The sequence below is a fragment of the Segnochrobactrum spirostomi genome (genome assembly GCF_009600605.1).
Classification (GTDB): Bacteria; Pseudomonadota; Alphaproteobacteria; order Rhizobiales; family Segnochrobactraceae; genus Segnochrobactrum; species Segnochrobactrum spirostomi.
The window spans coordinates 3,582,231-3,595,893 of record NZ_VWNA01000001.1; the positions used below are offsets into that span (position 1 = coordinate 3,582,231).

General features: G+C 68.8%; 11 protein-coding genes. 8 read left to right on the top strand and 3 right to left on the bottom strand.

Translation table 11 applies throughout. The annotated features are described in order from the left end of the window. On the bottom strand, positions 1 to 1,185 hold the full coding sequence (locus tag F0357_RS16145) for a helix-turn-helix domain-containing protein (RefSeq protein WP_153487149.1): 1,185 nt from the start codon (positions 1,183 to 1,185) through the stop codon (positions 1 to 3). Positions 1,186 to 1,609: 424 nt separating this feature from the next. Here F0357_RS16145 and F0357_RS16150 point away from each other — a divergent pair, with 424 nt between their 5' ends. Beyond that, positions 1,610 to 3,802 carry a methyl-accepting chemotaxis protein gene (locus F0357_RS16150; protein WP_153484295.1) on the top strand — a complete coding sequence of 731 codons (2,193 nt, stop codon included), beginning with the start codon at positions 1,610 to 1,612 and terminating at the stop codon, positions 3,800 to 3,802. A gap of 127 nt (positions 3,803 to 3,929) precedes the next feature. On the opposite strand, the gene F0357_RS16155 is transcribed toward F0357_RS16150, so the two are convergent. Then, a complete protein-coding gene (locus F0357_RS16155) occupies positions 3,930 to 4,808 on the bottom strand; it encodes an aldose 1-epimerase (RefSeq protein WP_208948379.1) in 879 nt (292 codons plus the stop codon). Next, complete coding sequence (locus F0357_RS16160) at positions 4,805 to 5,629, bottom strand: IclR family transcriptional regulator (RefSeq protein ID WP_208948380.1); 825 nt, start codon at positions 5,627 to 5,629, stop codon at positions 4,805 to 4,807. The genes F0357_RS16155 and F0357_RS16160 overlap by 4 nt, the downstream gene beginning before the upstream one ends. A gap of 304 nt (positions 5,630 to 5,933) precedes the next feature. Between F0357_RS16160 and F0357_RS16165 the strand changes: the two genes are divergently transcribed. The 7 genes from F0357_RS16165 to F0357_RS16195 all read left to right on the top strand — a co-directional run bounded on the left by F0357_RS16165 (position 5,934) and on the right by F0357_RS16195 (position 13,660). Beyond that, a complete protein-coding gene (locus F0357_RS16165) occupies positions 5,934 to 7,664 on the top strand; it encodes an IlvD/Edd family dehydratase (protein ID WP_153484303.1) in 1,731 nt (576 codons plus the stop codon). A 31-nt stretch (positions 7,665 to 7,695) separates the two neighbouring features. Further along, positions 7,696 to 8,472, top strand: coding sequence for an SDR family NAD(P)-dependent oxidoreductase (locus tag F0357_RS16170; protein ID WP_153484305.1), 777 nt, complete (start codon positions 7,696 to 7,698; stop codon positions 8,470 to 8,472). A 23-nt stretch (positions 8,473 to 8,495) separates the two neighbouring features. Then, complete coding sequence (gene araD1 / locus F0357_RS16175) at positions 8,496 to 9,494, top strand: AraD1 family protein (RefSeq protein WP_153484307.1); 999 nt, start codon at positions 8,496 to 8,498, stop codon at positions 9,492 to 9,494. 151 nt (positions 9,495 to 9,645) lie between these two features. Then, positions 9,646 to 10,665 carry an ABC transporter substrate-binding protein gene (locus tag F0357_RS16180; protein ID WP_312861625.1) on the top strand — a complete coding sequence of 340 codons (1,020 nt, stop codon included), beginning with the start codon at positions 9,646 to 9,648 and terminating at the stop codon, positions 10,663 to 10,665. A gap of 159 nt (positions 10,666 to 10,824) precedes the next feature. Beyond that, entirely contained in the window at positions 10,825 to 11,937 is a 1,113-nt protein-coding gene (locus F0357_RS16185) for an ABC transporter ATP-binding protein (RefSeq protein WP_153484309.1), read from the top strand. Continuing rightward, the gene (locus F0357_RS16190) at positions 11,934 to 12,803 is read left to right on the top strand and encodes an ABC transporter permease (RefSeq protein WP_153484311.1); all 870 of its coding nucleotides are present in this window, start codon (positions 11,934 to 11,936) and stop codon (positions 12,801 to 12,803) included. Before F0357_RS16185 ends, F0357_RS16190 begins: the two co-directional genes overlap by 4 nt. Beyond that, the gene (locus F0357_RS16195) at positions 12,800 to 13,660 is read left to right on the top strand and encodes an ABC transporter permease (protein ID WP_246161495.1); all 861 of its coding nucleotides are present in this window, start codon (positions 12,800 to 12,802) and stop codon (positions 13,658 to 13,660) included. Before F0357_RS16190 ends, F0357_RS16195 begins: the two co-directional genes overlap by 4 nt. The last annotated feature ends 3 nt before the right edge of the window (positions 13,661 to 13,663 follow it).

Below are 13,663 nucleotides of genomic sequence, written 5' to 3' on the forward strand. Positions count from 1 at the left end.
TCACTCTGCGGACGGGTCCGCTTCGCCGGGGATAGGCGTCGCGCCGGCGCGGCGATAGGCGCTCGGGGTCATGCCCGTCACGCGGAGAAATTCGCGGTTGAAGTTCGATTTGGTGCCGAAGCCGGATTCCAGCATCACGGTGGTCACGGACTCGCGCGTCTCGACAAGGCGCCGGCGTGCCTCCGCCACCCGATATTCGTTGACGACCTGGGAGACGTTACGGCCGTGGACGCGGTTCAGCGCGGCCGAGATCTGCCGGCCCGGAATGCCCGCCCGCCGGGCGAGCCGCTCCAGGGTGAGATCGGCATCGCGGTAGAGGCGATGCTCGCGCATCAGGGCATCGATCCGGCGGACGATCGCGGCGTCGTCGGCGGAAGGATCGGACACGGTGTTCGTCGCACCGCCGCCGGCCGGCGTCCCCGTCTGCGTCGAGCCTTCGGCGGGCGGCTCCGAGAGGGGCCCGGCCAGCGCCGTCGGCTCCTCCGCCGCAAGGCCGGGCGAGGCACGCTCGGTGGGCGCCCCGAGCGGAGCGGACGGGGCGGGACCCTCAGACTCGTCCGCCGGGCGGCTGTCGCCGGCGATCGTCGCGGCGTAGGCGACCACCGCGAGCGAGAGCGCGCTCGCCCCGGCGAGGATCGCCTCCGCCCGCCGCTCTTCGCCGAACATCAGTTCGAGCGAGATCGTGGCGTCGACGAAGGCATTGAGGATGATGAAGAGGCCGCCGGCGATCAGCGCCCTGTGGGCCGTCCGCTCGTCGCCGAGGCGGGTCGCCATCAGCGCGCCGGGGCCCTGCGCGGCGAGGCGCAGGAGCGCGCCGCCATAGCCGAGATAGACGACGAACAGCACCAGATCGACCGGCTCTCGCCAGAACGCGACGAGGATCGCCACCAGGGCCGCAGGCATGAGATGCGGCCAAAGCCCGGCCCAATGGATCCCGCCGCCGCGCCTGAGTTCGCTGAAAGCGGCGAAGGTCAAGGCCGGCAGGAGAGCGGCAATGACCGGCTGCACGAGACGCGCCGGTGCCCATCCGAAGCCCCAGTTCAGTCCGGCCATCGCCGCCTGCACGGCGAAGGCGCCGACGAGCACCGGAAAGAGGCCGGACGGACCCTCGCCCTGCCGGATCATCCGGATGAGGATGAGCGCGAGCACGAGCGAGATGACGAAGGGAAGCGGGATCGACGGCATGGCCAACGGATAGCAGATCGCGCGGCGTGTTGCGGAGGGACAAGACGATTTCAGCCTGCCGCGACGAGGCGATGGCTCGCCATCGACCGCCGCTGCCGAGAGCCGCGAGGCCGGCGCGTCGCACGAGACGGATCTGCGGCAACGGCCCGCGGCGGGAGCGCGGTTGCCGTCGGGTGTCCCATAAAGGTTCGCCCTCGAAGCGTTCTTCCGCGAGGGATGCTACGCGATCCAGCATCGTCATTCGATACCACGCGTCGCGATTTCGAAGGTTCACTCGCGGCTTTGAAAATGCATCGCAATTTTCGCGGAACAGAGCGTACCGATATAGTTCGAAAGAACTATGAAGGCCCGTTACATTTTTCAGCTTGGGGCAAGACACGAGGTCGACAACGCATTCATCATATCAAAGATTGTGGCAGGACAGATGAACATTCATTCGATCCAGGTCAGGATCATCGCGCTCTCGGCGGTCTGCGTGATCGCCGTCGCGGGCGCCATGCTGGGCTACGGTCTCTACGCGGCTTCCCAGACGTCGGACTACGTGACCCAGCGCGTCAGCGCGCTGCTCGATCGCACCAGCCAGGAATCCCTCCAGAGGCTCGCGTCGGTGCAGGCCGCTGCCATCCGCACCGAGATCGATTCCGCCTTCGAGGCCGCGCGCAACATGTCGAGCGCCCTCGCGGTCATCGCCGACAACGGTTCGAGCGGCACGCCTCCGGACCAGCGACGTGCCCAGTTGAACGCGCTGCTCCTCTCCGTCCTCAAGGACAACAGCCGGTTCAACGGCACCTACAGCGCCTGGATGCCCGATGCGCTCGACGGCGCCGACGCCCGCTTCGTGAACCGCAAGGATGTCGGCTCCGACGCGACGGGCCGCGCCTTGCCCTATTGGACCCGGGATGCGAGCGGCAAGATCGCGCTCCAGCCGCTGGTCGAATATGACAGCCGCGAATTGCACACCAACGGCGTGATGAAGGGCGGCTGGTTCATCGGCCCGCAGACCAACGGCCAAGAGAGCATTCTCGCACCGCTGCCCTATATCGTGCAGGGCAAGTCGGTCTATCTCGCGACCATGTCGGTTCCGATCTCGATCGGGGGTAAGTTCATGGGCGTCGCCGGTGCGGATTTCGATCTCGCCTTCGTGCAGAGCCTCGCCGAGAAGGTGAACACTTCCATCTATAAGGGGGCTGGGACCGTCGCGATCGTGACGAACAACGGCCTTGTGGTCGCCTCCAGCGCCAACCCGAGCGCCATCGGGGGCCCCTACACCGCGATCGAGCCGCAGGCTCAGCAGGACATGGAACTGCTCCGCAAGGGCGAGGCGGTGACCAAGGTCGACGCCGCCAAAGACGCCATCAAGGTGTTCGCCCCGGTGCCGCTCGGCCGGACCGGGGCGGCCTGGTCCGTCATCATCACCATGCCGCGCGCCGTCGTCATGGCCGATGCCAACGCCCTCGGCGCGTCGCTGGCGGCCCGCAGCGGCACCGACACCCTCTGGCAGATGATCGCGGCGGCGGTGGTGACCGTGCTCGCCCTCGTCGCGATGGCGCTGATGGCGCGCGGCATCTCGAACCCGATCACCCGCCTCACCTTGGCTCTGCGCCGGCTCGCCGCCGGAGAGCAAGTCGCGGAGATCGCCGGCGCGAACCGCAAGGACGAGATCGGCGACATCTCCCGCGCCGTCGATCAGATCCGCATCGGCGTCGAGGAAGAGGCGCGCCGCAAGGCCGAGGAGGCAGAAGCCGGTCGCATCCGCGCGGAAGCCGAGCGCCGTTCCACCATGAGCAACCTCGCGAACGATTTCGAGCGGGCCATGGGCCAGGTGGTCGAAAGCGTCGGCGTGGCGTCCGACCAGCTCCAGGGAGCGGCCGGCACGATGACCTCCGCGACCCGGAAGGTGGCCAACGAGTCCCATGTCGCCGCCGGCGCGTCGGAGGAAGCCTCCAACAACGTGCAGACGGTGGCGTCCGCCGCCGAGGAGCTCTCCTCGTCGATCGTCGAGATCAAGCGCCAGGTCGACGAGAGCGCGCGCATCGCCGCCGAGGCGGTCCGCGAGGCCGGTAGCACCGCCGCGCAGGTCCAGGACCTCTCGGCCTCCGCCGAGAAGATCGGCAAGGTGGTCGATCTCATTCGCAACATCGCGGGACAGACCAACCTGCTTGCCCTCAACGCCACCATCGAGGCGGCGCGGGCCGGTGACGCCGGCAAGGGTTTCGCGGTGGTCGCGGCGGAGGTGAAGGACCTCGCCGAGCAGACCTCCAAGGCGACGGCGGATATCGAGGCGCAGATCGAGGAGATCCAGGGCTCGACCCGGGCGTCGTCGCAGGCGATCGTGGGGATCACCGACGTCATCGAGGCGATCAATCGGATCGCGGGCTCGATCGCGGCGGCCGTGGACCAGCAGGGCGAGGCGACCCGGGAGATCGCGCACAATGTGTCGCGCGCGTCCCAGGGCACCAAGCAGGTGTCGTCCAACATCATCGGCATCAACGGCGCCGCGGCGGATTCGTCCGCCGCCGCCGGTCAGGTGCAGGACGCTGCGACGACGCTCGCGACCCAGACCCAGACGCTGCGCCGGGTGATGGCCGACTTCCTCGGTACCGTCCGCGCCGCTTGAGGCGGCCGGCGGTTCGAACCGCGACGCAATCGGGGGCCCGTCCGCTTCGGACTGAAGCGGACGGGCTTCGCATTTGGCGGCGACGGCTCGACGCGCTTGCCCGCTGCGGCGGGGGCGGCGGTCCGTCTCACAGCGCGAACGGAGAGAACGAGACGGTCGCCGAGCACTGAGCCGAGGGTGCCAGCACGATGAGGCCGGTCTCATCGGTCCCGAGGGCCATGTTGAAGGCGTCGGTACAGTGGCTGACCGGCTCGGCGCAGAAATGGTCGGCGCCCGGCGGCGTGTAGGTCACGAGGTGGCGCAGCGGGGCGTCCGCCGTCAGGCGGAGCCCGGTGGCGCGCTCCGGCCAGCGGATTTCGGCGGTGCCGTCCCAGCCGCCGAAGGCAGTGTCGAGCGCCCTGGAGGCGACGTTCATGCGGGGCGACGGTCCCCAGAGGGTGTCGGCGGGCACGCGGCGAAGCGGCATGACCTCCGCGTCCACCTCCCAGCCCCACGACAAGGCGGCCTCGAGTGTCGTTTCCGGCGTCGCGGGAAAGTAGGGATGCAGGCCGAAGCCCACCGGCATCGGCTCCGCGCCGCGGTTCTCGATCGTCAGCCGGACCTCGAGGCGATCCGGCCGCAGCGTGAAATCCTGGCGCGCGACGTACGGGTAGGGCCACGCATCCGGGGCGTGCTCGTAGACCAGTCCGGGGCCGCCCGCGGAGACGGCGGAAAGGCGCCAGGGACGCTGCCAGCCGTGACCGTGCTCGACATGGGGGCCGGGGGTGTTCAACGGCATCGAGACGGCGCGGCCGGCGAAGGTGAACCGGCCGTCGCGCACGCGGTTCGAGAAGGGCACCAGCGGAAAGCAGCCGGCATCCTCGCCGCTGTCGTCGCGGCCCTTCATGGGGACGAGGAGGTCGATCCAATCGCCCGAGGGATGGCGCCATCGCAGCGACGCGATGCGGCCGCCGAGATCGGGCAGGAGGTCGAGGCGCCAGCGATCCGTCGCCAGGTTCGCGCTCACGGGCGGCCTCCCGTGCGATTGCGGCCGGCCCAAGCGAGGGCCGCGGGCGGCCCGCCGAGAGCCTGGGAAATGCGGTCCGCATGGCGCAGCAAGGGCTCGACGACCGAGGGGATCGCCTCGGTCGGCAGCAGTTGCTTCAGCGTGGTGACGCTGATCGCGCCGACCGCCTGTCCACCGTGGCCGAACACGCCGGCGGCCAGACAGATAATGCCCTCGACATCCTCCTCATCGTCCACCGCATAATGCCGTTCGCCGATGCGATCGAAGTCGGCCGCGAGGGCGTCGAGGGAATCGAGGGTGTTGGGCGTCCGCCGTTCATGGCCGACGCGGTCGAGGATGGCGACCGCCTCGGCGCGCGGCATCGCCGCGAGCAGGAGCTTGCCCACGCCGGAACAATGGGGCGCCTCGCGGCGGCCGAGCGCGGCGGCGAAACGGATGGCGCCGGGGCCGTCGACGCGGCCGATGACCACCGCGAAGCCGTCGTCCAGCATGGCGACGCGCGAGGTGAGGCCGACCTCCTGGGTGAGCTCGCGCAGGATCGGCATCGCGACGTCTCCGAGGCCGGTGTTGGCGACCGCCAGATCGCCGAAGCGGACGAAGGAGAGCCCGAGCCGGTAGCGCCGCGTCATGCCTTCCCCGAAATCGACCACGAGCCCACGCGCCCGCAAGGTCGCGAGGATCGCGTAGGCGGCCGGCTTCGAGAGGCCGATGTCGCGGGCGAGATCGGTGAGCCGCGCCCCGTCCTGCCCGGCTTCGGCGATCCGGTCGATGAGGTCGAGCGCGCGGCCCAGACTCTGCACCCTGTAGCGTTCGTCCGTCATCCGTTCCGATCCCTCCGCCCCGCGAACCCGCCCCCTGTCGGTATCGGGTCTGGTCCGTGCGCTACCAAGCAATACAGAATAGCGTTTCTCAATACAGAACTTTTTCGCGCCCATCGCCGCGGGCGAGGGCGCGTCGCACGCGGCCGAAGTCCAAGCCCGCCGGGACTTTTCGGCCATTCGCAGGCGGCCTCGCCGCTCGGAGCGGCGCGCGCGCAGCGATGTTGACTTCCGGTCCGGCTTGCCGCACTCTCATAGCATAGCAAAACATAGTTTTGTATAGCAAAACAAGACTCTGAGGCGAGCGATGTCGGACGAACCCCGGAAACTGCGGTCCAGCGCCTGGTTCGGCGGAGCGGGCAAGAACGCCTTCATGCATCGCAGTTGGATGAAGAACGAAGGGCTGCCGCCCGACGTGTTCGACGGCCGGCCGGTGATCGGCATCTGCAACACCTGGTCGGAGCTGACCCCCTGCAACGCGCATCTGCGCGGGCTGGCGGAGCGGGTGAAGCGCGGCGTCTACGAGGCCGGCGGCCTGCCGCTCGAGTTCCCGGTGATGTCGCTCGGCGAATCCAACATGCGCCCGACCGCCATGCTGTTCCGCAACCTCGCCTCGATGGACGTCGAGGAATCGATCCGCTCCAATCCGGTCGACGGCGTCATCCTGATGGTCGGCTGCGACAAGACCACGCCCGCCCTGATGATGGGGGCGGCGAGCTGCGATTTGCCGGCGATCGTGGTGTCCGGCGGGCCGATGCTGAACGGCAATTTCCGAGGCCAGCCGATCGGGTCCGGCACCCACGTCTGGAAGTTCTACGAGGACGTGAAGGCCGGCCGCATGTCGGTCGACGACTTCCTCGCCGCCGAGCAGGGCCAGAGCCGCTCCCCCGGGAGCTGCATGACGATGGGCACCGCCTCGACGATGGCGAGCATGGCCGAAGCCCTCGGCATCGCCATGCCGGACAACGCCGCGATCCCGGCCGTCGATTCCCGCCGTCAGATCCTCGCTCAGGAGGCGGGCCGCCGCATCGTCGGCATGGTCCGGGACGACGTTCGGATGTCGCGCATCCTGACGCGCGAGGCCTTCGAGAACGCCATTCGCGTCAACGGCGCCATCGGCGGCTCGACCAACGCGGTGATCCACCTGATCGCCGTCGCGCGCCGGCTCGGCATCGACCTCTCCCTCGACGATTGGGACCGGCTCGGCCGCGGCGTGCCGACCATCGTCGACCTGATGCCCTCCGGCCGCTTCCTGATGGAGGACTTCTATTATGCCGGCGGGCTCAGGGCGGTGATGCGGGTGCTTGCCGAGGCGGGCCTGCTCCACACCGACGCCGCGAGTGTCGCCGGGCCGACCATCGGCGAGATCGTCGCCGACGCGCCGAACTACAACGGCGAGGTCATTCGCGGCTTCGACGACGCGCTGACGGCGGAAGGCGGCATCGCCGTACTGCGCGGCAACTTGGCGCCCGGCGGCGCGGTGATCAAGCCGTCCGCCGCGACGCCCGCCCTGATGCAGCATCGTGGCCCGGCCGTCGTGTTCGAGACCATCGAGCACTACTACGCCCGCATCGACGATCCCGACCTCGAGATCGACGAGAACAGCGTGATGGTTTTGAAGAATTGCGGGCCGAAGGGCTATCCCGGCATGGCCGAGGTCGGCAACATGCCGCTGCCCGCCAAGCTCCTGAAGCGCGGCGTCACCGACATGGTGCGCATCTCCGACGCCCGCATGAGCGGCACGGCCTACGGCACCGTGGTGCTCCACACCGCGCCGGAGGCGGCCGCGGGCGGCCCGCTCGCCTTGGTGCGCGACGGCGACATGATCGAAGTCGACGTCGCCGGGCGCCGCCTCAACCTCGAGGTGGACGAAGCGGAGCTCGCGGCGCGCCGCGCGGCGTGGCAGCCGCCCGCCCACGAAGACGTCAACGGCTACCAGAAGCTCTACGTCGCCCACGTGCTCCAGGCCGACGAAGGCTGCGACTTCGACTTCCTTACCGGCAAGCGCGAGGCCGGCATCCCTCGACATTCCCACTGAACCGGCGCCAGCGCGGACGAGGCCCTGATCCATGGACAGCGATTTTCCGAACGCGATCTACCCGACGCTGAAGGACCGCGTCGTGTTCGTCACCGGCGGCGGCAGCGGCATCGGCGCTGGCCTCGTCGAGCATTTCTCGGCCCAAGGGGCCTTCGTCACCTTCGTCGACGTCGCGGAGGACGCTTCCCGCGCGCTCGTCGAGAGTGTTGCGGCCGCGGGCCATCGCCGGCCGGACTTCATCCGCTGCGATCTGCGCGACATCGAAGCGCTGCGGGCCGCGATCGCGGCGACGGTGGACCGGCACGGACCGATCCGCGTGCTCCTCAACAATGCCGGCAACGACGACCGGCACCGCACCGAGGACGTCACGCCCGATTATTGGGACGACCGCATGGCGGTCAACGTGCGGCACCAGTTCTTCGCCGCCCAGGCCGTGCGGCCCTCCATGCGCGATGCCGGCGGTGGCTCCATCGTCAATTTCGGCTCGATCACCTGGATGGTCGGCGATCCGGATTGCCCGGCCTACGTCACCTCCAAGGCCGCCATCACCGGCATGACCCGGGCGCTCGCCCGGGAGCTCGGGCCCGAGCGCATCCGCGTGAATTGCATGATCCCCGGCTGGGTCATGACCGAGCGGCAGGTGCGGCTCTGGCTGACGCCGGACGGCGAGCGGCAGATCGCCGAGCGGCAATGCCTGCCCGACCGGCTCTATCCCTCGGACATCGCCCGCATGGCGCTGTTCCTCGCATCCGACGACAGCCGGATGTGCACCTCCCAGCATTTCATCGTCGACGGCGGCTGGGTCTGAGACCCCCCGAAGGAGCTCCACGCATGCGTCTGGTGCAATTCAAGACGGAAGACGGCCGGCGCAAGGTCGCACTCGTCGCCCCCGAGGGCGACGCGCTGCTGCCGCTCGCGGGCGTCGCGTCGGTCTACGAGCTCGCGATGCGCAGCATCGCCGAGGCGACGCCGCTCGCCGATCTCGTCGCCGCCACGGCCCGCGAGGCCGCGGTCGATTATGAAGCCGCGCTCACCGACGGTCGCGTGCTGCCGCCGCTCGATCACCCGGAACCGGCCCGCTTCCTCATCACCGGCACCGGCCTGACCCACACCGGCAGCGCCACGGCGCGCAACCGCATGCACGAGGTGGTGCACGGGCCCGACGCGCACGAATCCGACTCCATGAAGATCTTCCGCATGGGGCTCGCCGGCGGCAAGCCGGGGGAGGGGCGCATCGGCGTCCAGCCGGAATGGTTCTTCAAGGGTGTCGGCACCTGCGTCGTGCCGCCGGGCGCGCCGCTGGAACTGCCGGGCTACGCGCTCGCCGGCGCCGAGGAGGCCGAGATCGTCGGGCTCTACATCGTCGATCCGGCCGGCGAGCCGCGCCGCATCGGCTTCGCGCTCGGCAACGACTTCTCCGACCATGTCACCGAGGGCAAGAACTACCTCTATCTCGCCCATTCGAAGCTGCGGGACTGCTCGATCGGGCCGGAGCTGTTGATCGGCGACCTGCCGCAGGAGGTGCGCGGCCGCACCCGCATCCACCGGGATGGCGCGGTGGTGTGGGACGAGGAGTTCCTCTCCGGCGAAAGCCACATGTCGCACTCGATCGCCAACCTCGAGCACTACCACTTCCGGTACCCGATGTTCCGCCGGCCGGGCGACCTGCACGCCTACTTCTTCGGCGCCGACGCCATGAGCTACGCCTCCAACGTCAAGACCGAAGCCGGCGACGAGTTCGAGATCGAATCCCCCACCTTCGGCAGGCCGTTGCGCAACCGGATGGTGGCCGGGGCGGAGGAGACGCTCGTCTCCGTGCGTCCGCTCTGAAGCTGGCCCCGGGCGGCGCGCACGCTGCCCGGACTTCGTCGAGCCTTCGACCAAACGCCAACCGAGAGCGCCAGCTGCCGCGGCGGACAAGACGCTCCCCGACGACCACCGGCCTGACCGACCGGACAAGACCAACCAGAGGAGAAGTGTCGTGAAGGGATTGAAAAAGCTTCTGTGCGGCGCTGCGCTCGCCGCCGGATTGTGGGCCTCGGGCGCCGCCGCGGAAACGCTGCGCGTGCTCGCCTGGGAAGGCTACGCCGATGCGGACTGGGTCAAGGAGTTCACCCAGGAGACCGGCATCGACGTCGACGTCGTCTTCATCGGCAGCGACGACGAGATCTGGGCCAAGATCAAGGGCAGCGAGGGCAAGGACTTCGACGTCATGGCCGTCAACACGGCCCAGCTCCAGCGCTATATCGACGCCAAGCTCGTCACGCCCTGGGATCTCAAGGACATCCCCAACCAGCAGCAGGTGCTGCCGCGCTTCCGCGATCTGAGCAAGATCAAGGGCGAGACGCGCGACGGCCAAGTCTACGGCATCCCGTTCGCCTTCGATTCCATCGGCCTCATCTACGATGTCGACAAGGTGAAGCCGGCCCCGACGTCAATGGCGATCCTGTGGGACCCGAAATACAAGGGCAAGGTGCTCGCCTATGACAACGGCGAACACAACGTCTCCTTCACCGCGCTGGTGCTCGGCATCAAGGATCCGTTCCACCTGACGCCGGAGCAGCTTGCCGAGGTGAAGGCGAAGCTCGTCGCGCTCAAGGGCAACGTGCTGTCGTTCTATACGACCTCCGACGAGGCCCAGCAGATCTTCCAGAACAACGACGTCGCCCTCGTTTGGGCCAATTACGGCCAGCAGCAGCTCAAGGCGCTGCAGAAGGCCGGCGCCCACGTCGCCTACATCAACCCGTCTGAGGGCGCGCTGTCCTGGCTCGACAACTGGGCCATGACGAGCGGCGTCAAGGACAAGGCGGCGGCCGAGAAGTGGGTGAACTTCCTGCTGCAGAAGAAGATCGGCGAGCAGCTCACCGAGCGAACCGGTTTCGGCAACACCGTCGTGCCGAGCGGTAGCGCCAAGGAAACCGATACGCTCGTCTGGCTCGACGCCGTCGAGGACCCGCTGAAGCGTTCCGACCTGTGGAACGAAGTGAAGGCGGCACCCTGACCGTGTCCTGCCGCGGGCCGATCCGGCCCGCGCCACCGCCGCCGCGCGTCTCCCGGGCGCGCGTCGACCGGGATTGAGGAGCGGCGCATAATGGTCTCCGCCCGGACGCGCATGTCCGGGCGGCACCCCGCGCTCGCCGCACGTTGTTCGAGGGTACCAATGGCCGATCCCGGCGTTCTTCTGACCTTGCGCTCCGTGACCAAGTCCTACGGCTCGGTTCCGATCCTGCACGGTGTCGATCTCGACGTGCGCGACGGCGAGTTCATCACGATTCTCGGGCCGTCCGGCTCGGGCAAGACCACGATCCTGCGCCTCATCGGCGGCTTCACCTCGCCGTCCGGCGGCGAGATCCGGCTCGACGGGCAGGACATCACGGCGACGCCGATCAACCGGCGGCCGTTCAACACGGTGTTCCAGGACTATGCGCTGTTCCCGCACCTGACGGTGGAGGCGAACGTCGCCTACGGGCTCGCCGTGCGCGGCACGCCGCGGGCGGAGGTCACGAAGCGCGTCGCCGACGCGCTCGAGCTCGTCAGCCTCGGCGCCTTCGGCAAGCGCTACCCGGCGCAGCTTTCCGGCGGCCAGCGCCAGCGCGTGGCGCTCGCCCGCGCCATCGTCTGCCGGCCGCGGCTCATCCTGCTCGACGAGCCGCTCGCCGCGCTCGACGTCGCGCTGCGCCACCAGATGCAGGTCTTCCTGAAATCGGTGCAGGCCGAGATCCGCACCACCTTCCTGTTCGTCACCCATGACCAGGAGGAGGCCATCGCCATGGCGGACCGGATCTGCGTGATGAATGCCGGGCGCATCCAGCAGATCGGCTCGCCCCACGAGGTCTATTACCGGCCGAGCTGCGAATTCGTCGCGACCTTCTTCGGCGACAACAACCTGATTGCCGGAACCCTCGGCCCCGTGAGCGGCACCCGGCGTGCCATCGAAACGAGCCTCGGCACCATCGTCTGCTCGATCGAGGGTCAGCCCGAACTCGCCGCCGCGCCGGCCGGCGCCCGGGCCTTCGCGGCCTGCCGCCCCGAGGCGATGGAGGTTGGTCCCATCAACGATCGCGATCCGGCGCGTGAGAACGCGATCGCCGCAACCATCGACCAGGTCGCCTTCGGTGGTGCCTCCACCATGGCCTTCGCCACGGCCGCGGGCGACCGTGCGATCTCGCTGCGGGCCCGGCTGCAGAGCCGTCCGGAAGGCACGCCGCTTGCGGCGGGCGACGCGGTGACGCTGTCGTTCCGTGCCGACGATTGCCGGCTGGTTCCGGCATGAGCGCGCCCGACCCCCTGGCCGGCCGGAGCCGCGCGGCCGCCTGGTTCGCCACTTTCGCGGCCTATGTCGTCCCGCTCGGCTTCATCCTGGCGCCGATGACGCTGTTCCTCGCCTACAGCTTCTTCAGCGTCGACCACGGCGACATCGTCTTCTCGCCGACGCTCGCGAACTATGTCCGCTTCTTCACCGATCCGGTGTTCCAGCCGATCTTCTGGCGCACCTGCCTGTTGTGCCTGTCGGTCGCGGTGCTGTGCGTGGTGTTCGCCTATCCGGTGGCACTGTTCCTGACCGGGCTCAAGGGCCGGCAGCGGCACGCCGTCCTGGTGCTGCTGCTGGTTCCGCTGCTGATGAGCTACGTCATCAAGATCTACGCCGTGCGCTCGATCCTCGGCGGCAACGGGCTCCTCAACCGCACCCTGATGGCGCTCGGCCTCATCGACGAGCCGTCGATGCTGTTCGTGTTCAACTTGAACGCGGTGCTGCTCACGCTGACGGTGCTCCTGATCCCGTTCGCGATCCTGCCGATCTTCCTGTCGCTCGAGACCATTCCGAAGGCGCTGCGCCATGCCTCCGCCGATCTCGGGGCGAGCGACCTGCAGACCTTTCTCCGGGTGACGCTGCCGCTCAGCCTGCCCGGCGTCGCGAGCGCGATGAGCTTCGTCTTCGTCCTCGCGATCGGCGACTTCCTCACCCCGCAGATGGTGGGCGGCCAGTCCGGCTTCACCTTCGGGCGGATCATCTACAGCCAGTTCGGAACCGCCTTCAATTGGCCGTTCGGCGCCGCGCTGTCCGTCATCCTGGCGGCGGCGGTGATCTGCGCGATCGCGCTCGGCGGCTGGGCCGGAACGCGGAGGCAGACCCAATGACGGCCCCGACGACCGCCCACGCCACGCCCGTGCGGCCCGCCCGCCGCGTCCTGGAAAGCCCGATGAAGCGCATCGGCACGGCCCTGCTCGTCGCCGTCACGGGGCTGGTGTTCGTGCTGCTCTACGGCCCGCTCCTGGTGCCGATCACGTCCTCGTTCTTCACCGTCAGCCACGGCGCGGTGGACTGGTCGCAGCCGACCGCCGATGCCTATGCCGCGCTCACTCGCAACGAAAGCGTCCTCGCCGCGCTGCGCACCACGCTCATCGTCGGCGTCTCGGCGGTGGTTCTCTCGGTCGTGATCGCGACGGGGCTCGCGCTCTACGTCGCCTCGCCCGAGGCGAAGGGCCGGCGTTTCCTCCAGTTCGTGATTTTCCTGCCGTTCCTGATGCCACCGATCATCACCGGCCTCGCGCTGCTGATCTTCTTCCGCGAGATCAATTTCGAGCGCTCGATCCTGACCGTCATCATCGGCCACACGGTGTTCGTGCTGGCGCTCGTCTATCGAACCATTCTGGTGCGCTTGCAATCGCTGAGCGGCAGTCTGGTCGAAGCCTCCTACGACCTCGGCGCCAGCCGTTGGCAGACTTTCCGCCTCGTCCTCCTGCCGAACCTGCGCGGGGCGATGGCCGGCGGGGCGATCCTCGCCTTCGCGCTGTCGTTCGACGAGACGATGATCACGCTCCTCGTCACCGGCACCCAGAGCACGCTGCCGGTGCGGCTGTGGGCGATGATGCGGCTCGGCTTCACGCCGGACATCAACGCTCTGGTGACGCTGGTGCTCCTGTTCACCACGGCCCTCTGTCTGGTGGCGGTGCGCTTCGTCGCGCCGGTACAGGCCGCGGCCGGCGGCGACTGACCG